At 35.9% G+C, this 15919-nt stretch carries 15 protein-coding genes; 6 read left to right on the forward strand and 9 right to left on the reverse strand.

Annotated elements, in window-relative coordinates; translation table 11 throughout:
- Nucleotides 1–63: 63 nt before the first annotated feature.
- The 4 genes from SM124_RS22525 to SM124_RS22540 are packed head-to-tail and all read right to left on the reverse strand — an operon-like array spanning nucleotide 64 to nucleotide 4008.
- On the reverse strand, nucleotides 64–879 hold the full coding sequence (locus SM124_RS22525; RefSeq protein ID WP_322448746.1) for an ABC transporter ATP-binding protein: 816 nt from the start codon (nucleotides 877–879) through the stop codon (nucleotides 64–66).
- Entirely contained in the window at nucleotides 879–1910 is a 1032-nt protein-coding gene (locus tag SM124_RS22530; RefSeq protein ID WP_322448747.1) for a FecCD family ABC transporter permease, read from the reverse strand. Before SM124_RS22530 ends, SM124_RS22525 begins: the two co-directional genes overlap by 1 nt.
- Nucleotides 1907–2941, reverse strand: a complete 1035-nt coding sequence (locus SM124_RS22535; protein WP_322448748.1) for a FecCD family ABC transporter permease — start codon at nucleotides 2939–2941, stop codon at nucleotides 1907–1909. The genes SM124_RS22530 and SM124_RS22535 overlap by 4 nt, the downstream gene beginning before the upstream one ends.
- On the reverse strand, nucleotides 2941–4008 hold the full coding sequence (locus SM124_RS22540) for an iron-siderophore ABC transporter substrate-binding protein (RefSeq protein WP_322448749.1): 1068 nt from the start codon (nucleotides 4006–4008) through the stop codon (nucleotides 2941–2943). The genes SM124_RS22535 and SM124_RS22540 overlap by 1 nt, the downstream gene beginning before the upstream one ends.
- Before the next feature lie 516 nt (nucleotides 4009–4524).
- On the opposite strand from SM124_RS22540, the gene SM124_RS22545 reads away from it, so the two are divergent.
- Nucleotides 4525–5586: an NAD(P)/FAD-dependent oxidoreductase gene (locus SM124_RS22545; RefSeq protein ID WP_407691440.1), complete on the forward strand. Its 1062-nt coding sequence runs from the start codon at nucleotides 4525–4527 to the stop codon at nucleotides 5584–5586.
- A gap of 194 nt (nucleotides 5587–5780) precedes the next feature.
- Here the strand turns inward: SM124_RS22545 and SM124_RS22550 are convergent, their stop codons facing one another.
- Nucleotides 5781–6671, reverse strand: a complete 891-nt coding sequence (locus SM124_RS22550; RefSeq protein WP_322448750.1) for an apurinic/apyrimidinic endonuclease family protein — start codon at nucleotides 6669–6671, stop codon at nucleotides 5781–5783.
- A gap of 102 nt (nucleotides 6672–6773) precedes the next feature.
- A complete protein-coding gene (locus SM124_RS22555) occupies nucleotides 6774–7523 on the reverse strand; it encodes a hypothetical protein (protein WP_322448751.1) in 750 nt (249 codons plus the stop codon).
- Between the two features lie 294 nt (nucleotides 7524–7817).
- Here SM124_RS22555 and SM124_RS22560 point away from each other — a divergent pair, with 294 nt between their 5' ends.
- A complete protein-coding gene (locus tag SM124_RS22560) occupies nucleotides 7818–8819 on the forward strand; it encodes an AI-2E family transporter (RefSeq protein ID WP_322448752.1) in 1002 nt (333 codons plus the stop codon).
- 115 nt (nucleotides 8820–8934) lie between these two features.
- Here the strand turns inward: SM124_RS22560 and SM124_RS22565 are convergent, their stop codons facing one another.
- Complete coding sequence (locus tag SM124_RS22565) at nucleotides 8935–10206, reverse strand: MFS transporter (protein WP_322448753.1); 1272 nt, start codon at nucleotides 10204–10206, stop codon at nucleotides 8935–8937.
- 115 nt (nucleotides 10207–10321) lie between these two features.
- Here SM124_RS22565 and SM124_RS22570 point away from each other — a divergent pair, with 115 nt between their 5' ends.
- Nucleotides 10322–10681 (forward strand): winged helix-turn-helix transcriptional regulator, encoded by a 360-nt coding sequence (locus tag SM124_RS22570; protein WP_322448769.1) that lies wholly within the window; start codon nucleotides 10322–10324, stop codon nucleotides 10679–10681.
- Between the two features lie 342 nt (nucleotides 10682–11023).
- Here SM124_RS22570 and trmL read toward each other — a convergent pair whose 3' ends face one another.
- A complete protein-coding gene (gene trmL, locus SM124_RS22575) occupies nucleotides 11024–11494 on the reverse strand; it encodes a tRNA (uridine(34)/cytosine(34)/5-carboxymethylaminomethyluridine(34)-2'-O)-methyltransferase TrmL (RefSeq protein WP_322448754.1) in 471 nt (156 codons plus the stop codon).
- A 229-nt stretch (nucleotides 11495–11723) separates the two neighbouring features.
- Between trmL and SM124_RS22580 the strand changes: the two genes are divergently transcribed.
- Nucleotides 11724–12887, forward strand: coding sequence for an MFS transporter (locus tag SM124_RS22580; RefSeq protein WP_322448755.1), 1164 nt, complete (start codon nucleotides 11724–11726; stop codon nucleotides 12885–12887).
- A 159-nt stretch (nucleotides 12888–13046) separates the two neighbouring features.
- Nucleotides 13047–14369, forward strand: coding sequence for an MFS transporter (locus tag SM124_RS22585; protein ID WP_322448756.1), 1323 nt, complete (start codon nucleotides 13047–13049; stop codon nucleotides 14367–14369).
- Between the two features lie 134 nt (nucleotides 14370–14503).
- Here SM124_RS22585 and SM124_RS22590 read toward each other — a convergent pair whose 3' ends face one another.
- Nucleotides 14504–14704 (reverse strand): aspartyl-phosphate phosphatase Spo0E family protein, encoded by a 201-nt coding sequence (locus SM124_RS22590; protein ID WP_322448757.1) that lies wholly within the window; start codon nucleotides 14702–14704, stop codon nucleotides 14504–14506.
- Nucleotides 14705–14934: 230 nt separating this feature from the next.
- Between SM124_RS22590 and SM124_RS22595 the strand changes: the two genes are divergently transcribed.
- Complete coding sequence (locus SM124_RS22595) at nucleotides 14935–15897, forward strand: calcium/sodium antiporter (protein ID WP_322448758.1); 963 nt, start codon at nucleotides 14935–14937, stop codon at nucleotides 15895–15897.
- Nucleotides 15898–15919: the final 22 nt, after the last annotated feature.

The following is a 15919-nucleotide window of genomic DNA, read 5'->3' on the forward strand; positions in this document are numbered from 1 at the left end:
GATAGCTAGAGCCATAGCTATCTTTTCTTTTTAAACAAACAAGTGTTTTCAGTTGTCTACTACTTAAGAGTACATCTTCAATTTATTGTGATAACGTCCTATTGGTATCACAGAAGGAGAATCCGAAACAGGATCGTTTATTACCGTACAATGAAGCCCAAAAATTTCTTCAATCAATTTGCTAGTAATCACCTTTGAGGGCTCACCATCTGCAACAAGCTTCCCTTTATGAAGAGCAAAAATATGGTCCGCATATCGGGCGGACAAGTTAATATCATGGAGAACCATGACGATGGTAGTTCCGTGTTTACGGTTAAGGTCTGTTAGCAAATCGAGAATTTCTACTTGATAGGTGATATCTAAATAGGTGGTGGGTTCATCAAGAAATAATATATCTGTTTGTTGCGCGAGAGCCATGGCAATCCATACACGCTGTCTTTGACCGCCTGAAAGCTCATCAATATTACGGTCAGCAAATTCTGTTATGTTCATCATATCCATAGCCTCGGCAACAGCTTCGTAATCCTTTTTTGACCAACCCTTTAAAAATGTTTGATGTGGATATCTTCCTCGTCCAACTAAATCTGCAACCGATATTCCTTCAGGCACAATAGGGGATTGTGGCAAAAGCCCCAACACACGGGCTAACTTTTTTGGTGGAATCTTATTAATGGGTATTCCATCCAACGTAACCTGCCCAGAAGTAGGTTTAATAAGTCTAGCCATCGTTTTTAGAAGGGTAGATTTCCCGCATCCATTAGCACCAATAATAATGCTTATTTTATTATTTGGAATAGTAATACTAACATCATGCAGAATGGTTCTATGATCATAACCAGCAGTAATAGCTTCGGTTTGAATAGTATGCGATTTTTTCATTATAAATCTCCCTTTCGGTTCATCCGGATTAGCAAGTAGATTAGATATGGTGCACCAAGGATACCAGTGATTACACCTACAGGGTATCTTGCAACGAATGCGAATTGTCCAATAAGATCTGAAGCTAAGACTAATATGATTCCAACAAGTCCTGCTGGAATAATACCTGAAAATCCAACACCCACTAGTCTTTTTGCGATAGGTCCAGAAAGGAATGCGACAAAGGCGATGGGTCCTGTTGTAGCAGTAGCTAGCGCAATGATCAGTACAGAAGTGATGATGAGCACAAGTCTCGTCTTATCTGTGTCGACTCCTAGTGAAGTGGCTGCTTGCTCTCCAAGTTCTAGCATGTCTAATCGTTTCCCGAATGAGATGATGACAGGAGAAAGAATTAGAACGGTAATGATAAGAGGATAAAGATTCTCCATTTTAGCTCCGTTTAGACTTCCGCTTAACCATCTCATTGCAGTAGGGAGATCGTGTTGCTGTCCAATCAGTAATAAATAAGAAATAGTAGCATCTAGCATGGCTTGAATTCCAATTCCAATTAATATTAATCTACCAATGGAAAAAGAAGTTCTCTTTGACAATAGAAAAATTAATAACACTGTAGCAAGTCCACCAACAATGGAAGCAGTGGAAACAACCGTGTTACTTGCATGAAGAACAATGATACAAAAAACAGCGGCTGCACTTGAACCGGCTGTTATCCCAATGACATTCGGATTTGCTAAAGGATTTCGTAACATGGTCTGAAATACATGACCAGCCACTCCGAATGCAAATCCAGCGAAAACACCTGCGATCATTCTCGGCATACGGATTGTCCCAACTGCAAATGATGCACCTTTTACATCCTCTCCTAGCAGAACACGTAGGACATCCTGTACAGGATAAATCATGTTTCCTAGCATAAGCATAGCACAGCAAAGAGCTATGGCAATGACCACAAGCAAAGAGCTCACGAATATATAACGACGACTTCTCTTTTTTCTACCTACCATAATTAGATTCATAGATTCATTTATCATAGCGCACGCATTTTCGCTTTCATAGTTAGTAAGATGAGAATAGGGGCACCAATAAAGGCTGTAACGATACCTACTTCTAGTTCACCAGGGCTACCAATAAGCCTACCGCAAATATCTGATAATGTTAAAATAATGGCACCAGAAAGAGCCGACATCGGAATAATATAACGTAAATCAGGGCCAATCATCAGTCGTATAATATGTGTAGCTAACAAACCTATAAAACCAATAGGACCAGCTAGTGCTGTCGCTGCACCACACAACAAAACTCCGCCAAAGGCTGCAATCAGTCTAAGTGTACCCGTACGCACTCCCAAACCTGTTGCCACTTCATCACCTAATGCTAATGCATTCAGTGCTGGAGAAGTTAAGAATGCAATAAGAATACCGACAATAAGAAAAGGAAGAAAAGTAGAAATAGAGCTCCAGTTTCCAGATCCAACACTACCTACCTGCCAAAAGCGAAATTGGTCCATAACGTTAGAACGGGGAATCATAATGGCGACTACTAGAGATGATAATGCTGCGCTAGTAGCGGCACCCGCTAAAACGAGTTTAAGGGGGGTGGCACCGCCACTCCCCATAGAACCAATTCCGAATACAAAAATGGCAGTTAAAATTGCTCCCGCTAATGCAAGCCAAATATATTGACTAGCAGAACTGATATTTAAAAAGGAAATTCCACAGACTACAAATAGAGCTGCCCCTGTGTTTACTCCTAATATACTAGGGTCTGCAATGGGATTGCGTGTAACAGATTGCATAAGCGCACCAGACACTCCCAATGCAGCACCACACATAAGACTAAATAAAGTTCTAGTAATTCTTTGGCGAACAACATTTGATTCGTGAGACTGTACATCGGGGGAGAACAACCCATTCATGAGGTCAGTCCACCCAATGGTACGAGAACCAAAGGCAAGAGAAGCCAATACACAAATACCGAGTAAGATAAGCAGGAGTGTAAGAACTCCTATAAAATTCTTCGGTATGAGTAACTGCTTATTTTCTAAAACGGATACTTTATTCATTATTTTAGCTTGCTAACAGCTTCTGAAATTAAGTTTAGATACTCATCAATTGAATAGGCAATTGATAGAGGATTTGGATTCCCAGCTGCTGCAAGTGGAGTGTTATTTCCAATAATAGCAACAGATCCATTTTGAATTGCTGGTACTTTTCCAAGGATTGGATCAGCTTGAAGTGCTTTTAATGTATTCTCATCTCCATATGAGATTAATACTTCGACATCTTTAAGAGCATCTGCATTTTCAGCACTTAATTCAATATAGAAACTATTTGGATCTGCGATATGAGTCTTCAGGCTTTCAGGGTATTCCATACCTAGCTCACTAAGGAACTCTCCACGAGGATCTGCAGGAGTGTATACATAAAACTTAGACAAATCTGCAGCATTAATCATAGCAAAAGCAGCTTTTTTGTCTTTAATTTCAGAGAATTCATTTGCTTTTTCCTGAATTAATTTCTCTGTATCAGCAATAAGTTGTTTACCTTCTGCTTCCATTCCCATACCTATGGAATTAAATTTAATTTGGTCGCGCCATGAAGTTACCCAAGGGCCAGTTTCATATGCTACAACTGGAGCAATTTGACTTAAGGTATCATAGTCTTCTTGAGTGATTCCTGAGTATGCCGCAAGGATGACATCTGGATTAGCATCTGAGATAGCTTCGAAATCTAAACCATCAGTATCTTGAAAAATATTCGGTTTTTCTTCACCAAGTTCTTTTAATTTCTCCGCCGTCCAAGGTAACATACCGCTATCATCTTGAACTCCAAAGTTTGCAGCTGAGAAGCCTACAGGTACAACATCTAGTGCTAGAACAACGTCATGGTTTGCCCATGAGACAGTAACAATGCGTTCAGGTTTTTCTTCAATAATCGTTTCGCCAAAAGCATGCTTAATTTTAATAGGATATTGTGTTTTTGCTTCTTGTGAATCAGCTGTTTCCGTATTAGATGTTTCGGTCGAAGCTGTTTCAGACTTTGATTGCTGATTTGAGCAACCAACTAGTGCAATTATCAGCAAAGCAATGAGAAGTGTTGTGATTAATGATATTTTTTGTTTTGCCTTCATGTGTGTAACCATCCTTATCAAAAGTTTGTTTGATAATAATTCTCATTATCATTAACGTTAATATATATCCATTTTGATGAGGTTGTCAATAAGTTATTTTTCTGTAAGTAGCAGTAAACAACTAAAGAAATATACAGTGCCTTTTTAGTAACCTAGGAACCTGGCCAATGTAAAACTATTAGATATTGACAGATAACACGATCCATTTTATAAGCGTGCCTCTTAAAATATGGCTCTTTTCTAAAACTTTGTTGCTTCTCACGTATATAAATCTGTCTATAAAATATACATGCTATCTTGGGCTTTAGAGGTTATAAGTTTTAGAAAAAGCCTTACCATCTAACTTTGTAGCACACTTTAATTATTAAAGGGTAAAAATCGGCACTTGGATTTTTACAAAAACAAGAATCATTACGAAAACAGCCTAAAAATATTTATTGAAAAAATTATTAAAGCAGAGTATTCTTATTGATAATGATAATCAATTGCGTTTTATGCGCAAGGGAGAGTGCAATTATGAGTGTAGACTTATATGATGTAACGGTTATAGGAGGGGGACCAGCGGGCTTATATTCCACTTTTTATAGTGGCTTAAGAGAAATGAAAACAAAGCTAATTGAATTTCAGCCTCAATTAGGTGGAAAAGTGCACGTGTACCCTGAAAAAATGATTTGGGACATAGGTGGGATTACTCCAACACCTGGAGCAAAACTAATTGAAAAAATTGTTCAACAAGGGCTTACTTTTAACCCGACAGTCGTGTTAAATGAAAAAGTTGAGTCAATATCTAAAAATGAGGCAGGTCACTTCGTCTTGAAATCAGCTTCTGGACGAGAACATTTTTCTAAAACAGTCATTGTAGCTGTAGGAAGCGGAATCCTGAATCCTCAAAAATTGAATATTGAGGGTGCTGAAAGATTTGAAGTATCTAACCTAAACTATACTGTAAAATCATTAAAACAGTTTGTAGATAAGACAGTCATTATCTCAGGTGGTGGGAATACGGCCATTGATTGGGCGAACGAACTAGAACCCATTGCAAAAAAAGTCTATTTAACTTATAGAAAAGGTACCTTAGGAGGGCATGAAGCTCAAGTTACACAGTTAATGAACAGTTCAGCTAAATGTCTCTTCCATACTAGTATTACGAAACTAATTGCTGGTGACAATCATGAAGTGATTGAACAGGTAGAACTTACGAATCACGAAACAGGTGAAGTCACTTATTTATCTATTGATGAAGTCGTTATTAATCATGGATATGAACAAGACACAAGTCTACTGAAGAATAGTGTATTAAACATAAAGATGGAAGATGATTTTTATATTTCAGGAAGCTCTACCTGTCGAACTTCCGTTGAAGGGCTATACGCTGCTGGTGACATCGTTAAATATGAGGGGAAAGTCCATTTAATTGCAGGTGCTTTTCAGGATGCAGCTAATGCAGTCAATCAAGCAAAACAGTATATTCAACCAAACTCTGAAAAATTTGCAATGGTTTCTTCACACAATGAAGTTTTCAAGACTAGAAATAAACAGCTTGTTAAAGAATTAATAAAGACAGCAGAAATAAAATAGGAGAAATTCTCTTAAAATATCAGGCTTTTTATTTAGGATTGATATTTTATTCTTACGTAGGGAGGAAGTCAAGCCTGCTACGACTTTTCGTCTACTGGTCCGAACCTTCCTCTATTTTCTCTAGGAGTCAAGTAATCAATGGTTCAATATTGTAAATATAAATTCTTGCAAGCTTAGTAAAAAAAACGGAAAATTTAAACCGGGGCATTTACTGATTTTAATACACTATGAGCAACTTCATAACAATCAACTAACTCTTCTCGACTTACAGCTTTTGGATTATGTTCAAATGTCACATGAAATGTATTATTCTTTTTAGCTATGTAAGATAAATAACTAAGAGAATTACCGTAATTTTCAAGCTCTTCATGGCTTGGCAACACTGGAAGATGTCGTTGGGTTTCTTCCCCAAAGCGAACGTTGCTGTAGTGTACTAAATATACATACTTATATATTTGATCTAACCAAGCATAGGGGTTGAAATCAGGAAAAGTTCTCTTATTATGTTCCATTCTTTGAGTGTCTATAACTAAACCTATATCTGGATATTCTTTGAACATTTGATTAAAAATCTCTTCGTACTCTCCAAAAAAGTCATACTCTAAAACGATTCTCTGATTGTGCTTATTTTGAAGATTTGCTATATCTTGAAATAAACGCTCACTAATATAAGTGAAATTATGTCCACCAATCTTTTCAGAGTAATAATATGCATGTGGAGGAGGCCCATTCCAGTAGCGTCTATCAACCACTGGTGAATATATAGGAGGAAAAGGATAGTGTAACAATAGATAATCAGCTCCATACTCGGAAGCAATGGCCACCTGCTCTTCCACACTCTTTATTGCTTTTGAATATACATCATCATCTAGTGAGGTTACTTCTGGAATAGTTTTGTCTTTTCCAAAAACAGGAGTGTGGATGCCGAATTGTATGTTCTTGTTACTACAAAACAATGCGACTCTTTCTAATTCATCTCGATCTTCATATTGGCTAATTTCAAGGCCGTTTATTAACTCATGATGGTATAAATCCCAATCCTTTTCGCTAAATTGATACCACATTCCCATCTGTAATCTTCTCATTTAATGATTGCTCCTATTCTCTTCCTAATATTGAAATTGCCACAATTATTATCAAGTAATCTAATTCTTTAGTATTTCTCTAATTCTATTAACCTTATAACGCTATTCATAAAAAGATTCGTTCACCAGTATATGTTCCTCTTTATAGTTATTTATATCTTTTACTTCCAAGAACTTTAGCATATTTTTAAAGTAATTTATATTATCATCTTTAATTTCAGACAGCCTATTTATGTCACCTTTATCTAAAGGATAAATGAAAACAGGCACATCTCCTTGGCTTGCCAGCATTTCCTTCAATTTCTGCAGCTTCTTTAAGTCACCGCTTGTTTCAATCCAATGTGATTTCCCATCAATTAGACAAGCAATCTTTATTTCAAATGTAGTATCCCTTCTACCCACACGATAACTAGGAACAAAAGCTATCTCATCCATCTCTTTCCATTCTATGAATTTAGGAATAATCTGAAAATAAGGACTTGCTTTTACACCATCAAGAGTTACTAAATAATAATTAAAAAACAACAAAACCCAAGCCATAAATGGGACGGTCATCAATAATAAAAATCGTTTTCCGCCTTTTACAAAATAGAGGCAAGCAAAAAACCAGAAGATGATAAACATCATAACTAATATCGAAACGCTAAACTCAGTAGCAAAAGCAATCGCATCATCAGTACTAAAAAGCCATTCTTTTATAACCATCGGGCCGACAAAAAAGAAGGCGAGTAAGCATATACCTACGATGATTAATGTAATAAAACCAACACAGCTAGTAAATGTACTCATTGGAGATGTTTGCTTTTCTTCATAGGTTATTGATTTCTTTTCTTTTCTTATATTAAGATTCATTTGACACCTCGTAGTTAGCGATATAGAAAGGCAATATTAGTATATTCGACACTTTTTGCATTCTTCCTTTATATGGATGTCGGTTGCAAGTATATTAATAAACTCTCAAATAATAATTCCATTTAACATTTAAAAAGTTCAGTGGTTCTTTCTATTATTCTGCTATATTAGGTATAATAAAAGGAAGGAGAATGGGACTCATCCTTTTCGAAAGTTTGGATTAATTTAATGATAGTTTTATATAATCGATAGTTTTACTAAACAACAAGCTGCTAACTAAAAGGCGGGAGAAAATTGAAAAATTGGTTAAAACAATCGTATGCTCAAAAAATAATGGCAATTGGCATACTGATTTTAGCTCTATACTTATTAAGGCATGTCATTAATCTCATTTTACTGACATTTATCTTCACCTATTTATTTCACACTATTTATTCGGTCCTAGGAAATCGAACAAACATTTATCCGAAGTTTGCCTTACTCCTTGTTTACGGGACATTTGTTTCTCTTATAGGATTTATTGGATATAAATATGCTCCCATCATTGTGAAACAAATTGGAGATATATTTATGCAAATATCGGATTTCCGCCTTACAGACTATGAAGAAAACATTCATCCTACCCTTTACGAGGCTTTGGTGGGATTAGATATTGGTCACTATGTAAGGGAACTGGGCAATAAGGTTTTAACAAGTATTGCGGGTATAAGCAGTTTTGTTTTACAAGTTTTGATTGCATTGGTTCTTAGTTTCTTTTTCATTCTGGATAAAGAAAGAATACTGTTATTCTTAAAAAAGTTTGAATTTAGTAAGGTAGATTTTCTCTATAAATACTACAAGGAATTTGGCCAAAACTTCCTCAACACTTTTGGTAAAGTGGTACAGGTACAAATCATTATTGCAGCAGCTAACGCTGTATTATCTTTTATCGGGCTATGGATTATTGGATTTCCTCAGTTGTTAGGTCTAACGATAATGATCTTCTTTTTAGGGCTTATTCCCGTCGCTGGGGTCATTATTTCCCTTGTTCCTTTATCCATTATTGCTTTCCAAATTGGCGGTGTTGTTAAGGTTCTCCACGTATTGGTTATGGTAATGGTTGTGCATGCAGTGGAAAACTATTTTTTAAATCCAAAGTTGTATTCTCTCAAAATGAAACTTCCGATTTTCTTTACTTTTGCTATTTTAATTATTTCTGAACACATAATGGGTGTTTGGGGGTTGTTATTAGGAATTCCATTATTCATGTTTGCACTAGACATGTTGAAGGTACCAACCGAAGGAAAAGACGAATAGTTTCTCATAGAATTAATCATGAAAAAGAAGACCTTCTCAAAAGCGTACTAATGTTTTTGAGAGGGTCTTCTTCATTAGATATCTGCTAACCACTATAAATGAAAAACATATAATATTAAGCTAAATTATTTTCCAAGCCTTTTGTAACATGTTTTTTCTTCTTTTCAAACGCAAGATGAAAGAATATGGCACCTATAAAAGAGCCAAACGCAGAGATGAGGCAAAGGTAAAGGTAGCCTTGATAATCTCCTACTATTGACACAATATACATAGCAACTGGTCCTAGTAAACTAATAGTTAATGAATGAACCATAAATCCTAAGCTATTGGTTAAACCTCTTACCTCAGGTGTCACTTTTTCCATCATGAGCTTCGATACGATTGGTGTCAGTCCAAAATTTGCTGATCTGAATATGATAAAGGCAATGATTGCAGTCCATAAATTTTGTGATAAACCTAGAATAATAACAGCCGGGATAGATAATAGATTATAAAGGGAAACGGTTTTTACTTCAGAAATTTGATTAGTAATTTTAGGATTAATAGACATAAAAATTACAGTAGCAAGCGTGCCAGCAGCTAAAACGATACTGATATTAGATGTCGATAAATCAAACTTATCCAAAAAGAAAAGATTGATAAACGGAGCAATGATTCCCAAACTAACACCAGCAAGAACTTTTGAAAAGCTAAATTTCACAATAGGCATGAGTGATTTTGGATCACTTTTAACCAAAGTTACAAATGAACGATGGGATTTTTCCTCCTTCTCTGGTACATTCCTTCTTTTAATAAAAAATAACGGGATCGTACATAAAATCAATAAAATAACGGTTATGGAAAGGGTGAAACGAAGGCTAGTTGTTTCGGAAAAATGGAAGATAGCTTGAATATTGTCTGAGATTATTCCGCCAAGTAAGGTTCCTAAAAATGTAAAAAATGTTCCAGTGCTAAAGGCAAATGTGAATAAATCCTTCCTTTCGATCTCATTGGAATACTCTGTTAGCAATGGAACGAAGGTAACGATAGATGAAGCATTTCCTAAACCAATTAAGAATCCCCATACTAAAAGTTCATCAGGAGTATTGGCAAATAAATTTCCAATAAGGGCAATAATGAAGATGCCTACCCCGACTAATACACCTTTTTTAGAACCTAAACGGTCAGAAAATAAGCCAGCTGGAATATAAATAATGGCCTGGGCAAAAAAGTTAAGTCCTAAAATCTTTCCAATCATGATTTCATCAAAAACGATGCTTTGTAAATATAGGTTATACAAAACTAAGTGAATCCCTAAACCTAAACAAAACGTAATATTCCAGATAAGAATGGATTGAATATTTTTTGAATAGGTCCGATATTGAGTCAGCAGTGTAAAAGCCTTCATTGATAATTCTCCTTTGTTGTAATTAATTTACATATTATCTTCGATGTAATACCATAACAAGTAGGCACTTTTTTGTTCGTTTCCATAAAAGGAGGGGAATTTTGTGAGAAAAAAAATGTATAATTGTCCCGTTGAACTTACGGTTGAAGTAATGGGAGGAAAATGGAAGTCCAGAATCCTTTGGCATATTAATAAAAAGCCTTATCGTTACGGAGAATTACGTAAATTAATACCTAACATCACACAAAAAATGCTTACTCAAGCCTTAAGAGAGCTAGAAGAGGACGGTTTAATTGTACGAAAGGTTTTTGAGGGTAACGTCTTGAAGGTTGAATACTCTTTAACAGAATATGGCCAAACAACTACTCCATTGTTAGAGTTAATGAGTCAATGGGGGAAAAATCATAAACACAGAATAGACAGGTTAAAAGCAGAAGAGAACAAGGTTGAAATACATACCATTAATAAAAAATAGATTCATTACCAGTTTATTTGTATCAATATTTATTTGGATTTATATCCTAAAGTTTAAAAGGGAGTGCTTATCGCACAATCCCTTTTTTAATTGTTTAAAAGAAATTATAATTCTTCGCATTGTGGATAACTCTTTAACAATGATTGTCCACGTCCAGCTCCAGCGCCTAGCCCCTCGAGGGAATAAATTAATAGCCATTTATTTCTCGGTCAAATAACCTTCAACCCTAAAAGTCGAAAAGCAGACTTTTAGGGTTGAAGAACATTTGCTTGTCGGGGCTGACCGAGGCGCTTGCGCTTTTGTTCTGGAAAATAAAAAAATCTTCCAATGCGGAAGATCATATCATCTTAAATTGGGAAATCCTTGCTGGCGCAGAGCCTCATAAACCAATATAGCTGCTGTATTGGAAAGGTTAAGTGAACGAACATTATTATTCATTGGTATGCGCAAAAAGTGATCTTTATTTTTATATAATAAGTCTTTTGGTAAGCCGGTTGTCTCTTTTCCAAACATAAAATAATGTTCCTTCGATTGATCACTAAAATCAAGATTTGAATGTGTATTTTCACCAAAGGTCTCTATGTAGTAAAACTCACCTTGATTTTTTGAAAAAAAGTCGTCCAATGAGTCATAATACGTTATGTTTACGGAATCCCAGAAATCTAACCCTGCTCTTTTGATCATTTCTTCATCTGTAGAAAAGCCAAGTGGCCGGATTAAATGTAAGGCTGTATCCGTTGCTGCACAAGTGAGTGCAATGTTTCCAGTATTAGCAGGAATATCAGGTTGATAAAGAACAACGTGTATCGCCAAGAATGGTCACCTCTGTCGTAATTTTTTCACCAAATTATAGCATATAGAATGTGCAGATTAGTATTTATAGTCCTATCTTTCTTGCTAAATCGATGCAATTTTTATGTTAAATAAAGAAACATATATTCCTTTTTAAAGAAATGTGCTTGTTTGTGGTAAACTTGTCATAGTATCATTAGTTGTTATTATTGAATGATCGATTTCTACTTAATAAAAGGGTGAATTAATATTGAAGCTTAATAAAGCATTACCTATACTATTTGCAATAATGTTTCTTGTCATGGTTGGCTTTGGAATCATAATCCCGGTAATTCCATTTTATGCAGAAGAGTTAGGTGCTTCGCCTACTGAACTTGGTTTACTAATGGCCATCTATTCTTTAATGCAATTTATTTTTGCTCCTATGTGGGGACGTCTTTCTGATCGAATTGGTCGTAAACCAGTTATAATGATTGGTATTATTGGACTTTCTCTATCATTTTTTATTATGGCCTTTTCTTCACAATTATGGATGCTATTTGTTGCAAGGGTCATTGGTGGATTTTTATCAGCTGCTAATATGCCAACTGTAATGGCTTACGTTGCTGACATTACATCAGAAGAAGACCGTAGTAAAGGTATGGGGATTATTGGGGCGGCTACTGGACTTGGGTTTATTTTTGGACCAGCCATTGGTGGAGTGTTTACAAACATTAGCTTACATACTCCTTTTTACATAGCGGGGACCTTATCTCTTATTACGTTATTATTTGTATTTTTTGTACTGAAGGAATCTTTACATACTTCTAAAAGTAATGTTAGCTTGAAAGATAAACTGTCATTGGGTAAAGCAGTTCGTGAGCCATTATCGATGTTATATTTTTTACAGTTTTTTATCTCGCTATCTTTATCTGGATTAGAAGCAACCTTTGCCTATTTTGCAGCAAAAAAAGCGGGAATGGATTCCATTTCATTAGGTTATATCTTTATGATTATGGGACTAGCTAGTGCGTTTGTTCAAGGTTCAATGGGGAAATTAACGAAAAGATTTGGAGAAGCTGCTATTATCCAGGCTGGTATTCTCATTTCAGCGGCTGGTTTCGGTCTCATCCTTTTAATTGAAAACTTTACTACTGCCGCCATTTTCTTAGCTATTTTTGGTGTCGGTAATGGTGTTATTCGACCTAGTGTTTCCTCTATATTAACAAAGAGATCAAAAGCAGGTCACGGAGTTACGACTGGATACTTATCTTCATTTGATTCTCTAGGGAGAATAATAGGCCCGATATTAGGAGGCTATCTGTATTCCATTACAATTGGATTACCTTATATATCGGGTATTTTCTTATCCCTGTTTGCATTTATCCTATTTAAAGTCTACACTTCGAAATCATACCGAGGATCTTTATCTTAAGTATGTTATTGTTTCAAGGCGCATTGATACTAATGTCAATGCGTCTTTTATTTCCTTTTTTACGCTCTTTATATACCCTGTATGGTATAATGGTAACTAATGACGTTACTTAAATGAACAATACGTATATAAATGAAAGACTATAGGGGTGGGTAAAAGATGTCAGATAAAATTGATGATGCCAAAAGTAACGAGAATCCGCATTCAATTTTCCACAGATATATCAATTCAGTAGGAGAACAGCGATCTTTATATAAACGGACGTTGTTTATCGTTGTACTTTCACAAATCTTTGGTGGAGCAGGTTTAGCGGCAGGAATAACGGTAGGCGCTCTTTTAGCACAAGATATGCTAGGAACCGATAGTTTTACAGGGATTCCTACTGCTTTATTTACACTTGGTTCGGCAGGAGCAGCACTTCTTGTTGGAAGGCTTTCTCAACGTTTTGGTCGGCGTATAGGATTAGCAACGGGATTTCTAATAGGTGGTATAGGGGCAATAGGCGTAATCCTATCAGCTGTAACTAATAATATTTTTCTTCTGTTCGCTTCTTTACTCATTTATGGAGCAGGGTCTGCAACAAATTTACAGGCACGCTATGCAGGTACCGACTTAGCAGAAACGAGTCAGCGAGCAACAGCCATTAGTATTGCGATGGTCTCTACAACACTTGGTGCTGTTGCTGGTCCTAACTTGGTTAAGGTGATGGGGAGGTTTGCAACTGAGTTGGGGCTTCCTGCTTTATCTGGACCATTCATTTTAGCCGCTGCCACATATATCCTTGCAGGTTTAGTCATTCTATTTCTTTTAAGGCCTGATCCTCTTATTGTTGCTAGAGCAATTGCAAAGGATGAGAGAGATAAAAATAAGCATCTTTTGAATAATAAAACAGATTCATATTCCATAGATAGACGAGGAATTATACTTGCCGCTGTATTAATGATATTAACTCAATTGGTGATGGTCGCTATAATGACAATGACCCCCGTTCATATGGGGAAACACGGACATGGTTTGAGTGAAGTGGGTATGGTTATAGGATTCCATATAGGTGCGATGTACCTTCCATCCCTTCTAACTGGAATTCTAGTGGATAAGCTAGGGCGTACTTTTATGGCAATAGCTTCTGGAGTCACGCTACTTGCCTCAGGTATTTTGGCCGCCTTTGCACCTGGACATTCCATGATTTTAATCACCTTAGCACTCATTTTACTAGGTCTTGGTTGGAATTTTGGTTTAATAAGTGGAACTGCTATTCTAGTGGATTCTACTAATGTGTCTAACCGGGCAAAAGTGCAAGGAAAAGTGGATGTTTTAGTTGCTTTATCTGGAGCATCTGGCGGAGCGTTATCAGGAATGGTCGTAGCTCACTCTAGCTATGCAACTCTCTCACTTGCTGGAGGTTTTCTGTCTCTTTTGTTAATACCAGTGGTAGTGTGGTCCTTATACAAAACTAATCAGGAAGAAGTTAGTCCCACCTGATATTGAATAAAGTATTAAAATAGAAAAGCGGTCCCTGAGGGGCCGCTTTTTAAATAGGAATATGGAAACTTGTAAATCCTTTAATTATATGAGGTTTTATAAGATTCTCTATGGTGGTGAACATACAAGTTGAATTATTTTATAAAATTTCTTATCTGATAATTATAGATTAACTGATCCAGTTCCGTGCTCGCTTTAATGGTCTCCCTATGATTAAATCCTTTATTTAAACCAATTTTAATCATTTTTTGCTTCATATTTTCTATTTGATTTAACAGTTCACGTTGTAGTACATCCGTATGCTGTAATATGTTTACTTGTTCCGTTTTCACCATATGATAAACCTCTCCTGAGAGTATTGTTATAAACAGTATTATGTAAAATTTATTTTAAAATTTAAAGAGGTTCGACAAAGGTTGTCAAAAACATACAATAATAGGCATTATATACTTAAAAAAACGGAGCAGCCTCTAATTAATCATTCTAATGAACATCACATGTTTGAGTGACAAGCATGGTTTGATATAAAATGACACTAGGAAAAATATTGAAGGAGGTCGATTTAGTGACATACATATTATTACTTGTGGGCTTTGCCTTATTAATTAAAGGTGCTGATTACTTTGTAGAAGGCGCATCTAAAATTGCCCAATCCCTTAGAGTCTCTCCATTACTGATTGGGTTAACAATTGTTGCCTTCGGTACGAGCTCACCGGAAGCAACAGTCAGTATTATTGCTGCTTTAGAGGAAAATGCAGGAGTAGCAATTGGAAATGTAGTTGGAAGTAACATATTTAATATTACATTTGTTGTAGGTATCGCTGCATTTTTAAATCCATTAAAGGTTGAAAGTGAAACGATCAGAAAAGAAATTCCGTTTACGTTACTAGCTAGTGTGGCATTACTTGTTTTAATAAGTGATGTTAGCTTAGAGATGCTAAGTGATAACTTTATAACTAGAAGTGACGGTTTGGTTTTATTACTTTTCTTTGCCATCTTTTTATACTACATATTTGAAGTTGCAAGAAATAGTCGAGAACAAGCAAAAGGGAAAGATGAATCTGTTGCTACAGAGGGAATTTCAAAGGGGAAAAATATTCTTTTTACATTAGGAGGATTAGCAGCGATTATTTTTGGTGGAGACATGGTTGTAGATAATGCTAGAGAAATTGCATTATCTTTTGGGATGAGTGAAACCTTGGTTGGTTTAACGATTGTAGCCATCGGTACATCTTTACCTGAATTAATTACCTCCATTACAGCAGCTATTAAAAAAGAAAGTGAAATTGCTCTAGGGAATATTGTCGGAAGTAACATATTTAATATTCTCTTTGTATTAGGTTCAGCCTCTGTTATATCGCCACTCGCTGTCGATAGTGCAATTCTTACTGACGTATTACTAATGATTGGTTTGACAGTTGTTCTGTTATTCTTTTCAAGAACCCATTATAAAATTGGGAAGTCAGAGGGGATTATTTTAGCTGTAGCATATGTTCTATATATGGTTTATATTATTATAAGGAATTAAAACTGTAGAAGAGCTCGGATGA

The organism is Robertmurraya mangrovi (assembly GCF_034427655.1).
GTDB classification, from domain to species: Bacteria; Bacillota; Bacilli; order Bacillales; family Cytobacillaceae; genus Robertmurraya_A; species Robertmurraya_A mangrovi.

What these genes read in the sequence shown, in the direction of transcription:
- SM124_RS22525 (WP_322448746.1), bottom strand. Translation starts at nt 879, where the DNA reads ATGAAAAAATCGCATACTATTCAAACCGAAGCTATTACTGCTGGTTAT.
- SM124_RS22530 (WP_322448747.1), bottom strand. Translation starts at nt 1,910, where the DNA reads ATGATAAATGAATCTATGAATCTAATTATGGTAGGTAGAAAAAAGAGA.
- SM124_RS22535 (WP_322448748.1), bottom strand. Translation starts at nt 2,941, where the DNA reads ATGAATAAAGTATCCGTTTTAGAAAATAAGCAGTTACTCATACCGAAG.
- SM124_RS22540 (WP_322448749.1), bottom strand. Translation starts at nt 4,008, where the DNA reads ATGAAGGCAAAACAAAAAATATCATTAATCACAACACTTCTCATTGCT.
- SM124_RS22545 (WP_407691440.1), top strand. Translation starts at nt 4,525, where the DNA reads ATGAGTGTAGACTTATATGATGTAACGGTTATAGGAGGGGGACCAGCG.
- SM124_RS22550 (WP_322448750.1), bottom strand. Translation starts at nt 6,671, where the DNA reads ATGAGAAGATTACAGATGGGAATGTGGTATCAATTTAGCGAAAAGGAT.
- SM124_RS22555 (WP_322448751.1), bottom strand. Translation starts at nt 7,523, where the DNA reads ATGAATCTTAATATAAGAAAAGAAAAGAAATCAATAACCTATGAAGAA.
- SM124_RS22565 (WP_322448753.1), bottom strand. Translation starts at nt 10,206, where the DNA reads ATGAAGGCTTTTACACTGCTGACTCAATATCGGACCTATTCAAAAAAT.
- SM124_RS22570 (WP_322448769.1), top strand. Translation starts at nt 10,322, where the DNA reads ATGTATAATTGTCCCGTTGAACTTACGGTTGAAGTAATGGGAGGAAAA.
- SM124_RS22585 (WP_322448756.1), top strand. Translation starts at nt 13,047, where the DNA reads ATGTCAGATAAAATTGATGATGCCAAAAGTAACGAGAATCCGCATTCA.
- SM124_RS22590 (WP_322448757.1), bottom strand. Translation starts at nt 14,704, where the DNA reads ATGGTGAAAACGGAACAAGTAAACATATTACAGCATACGGATGTACTA.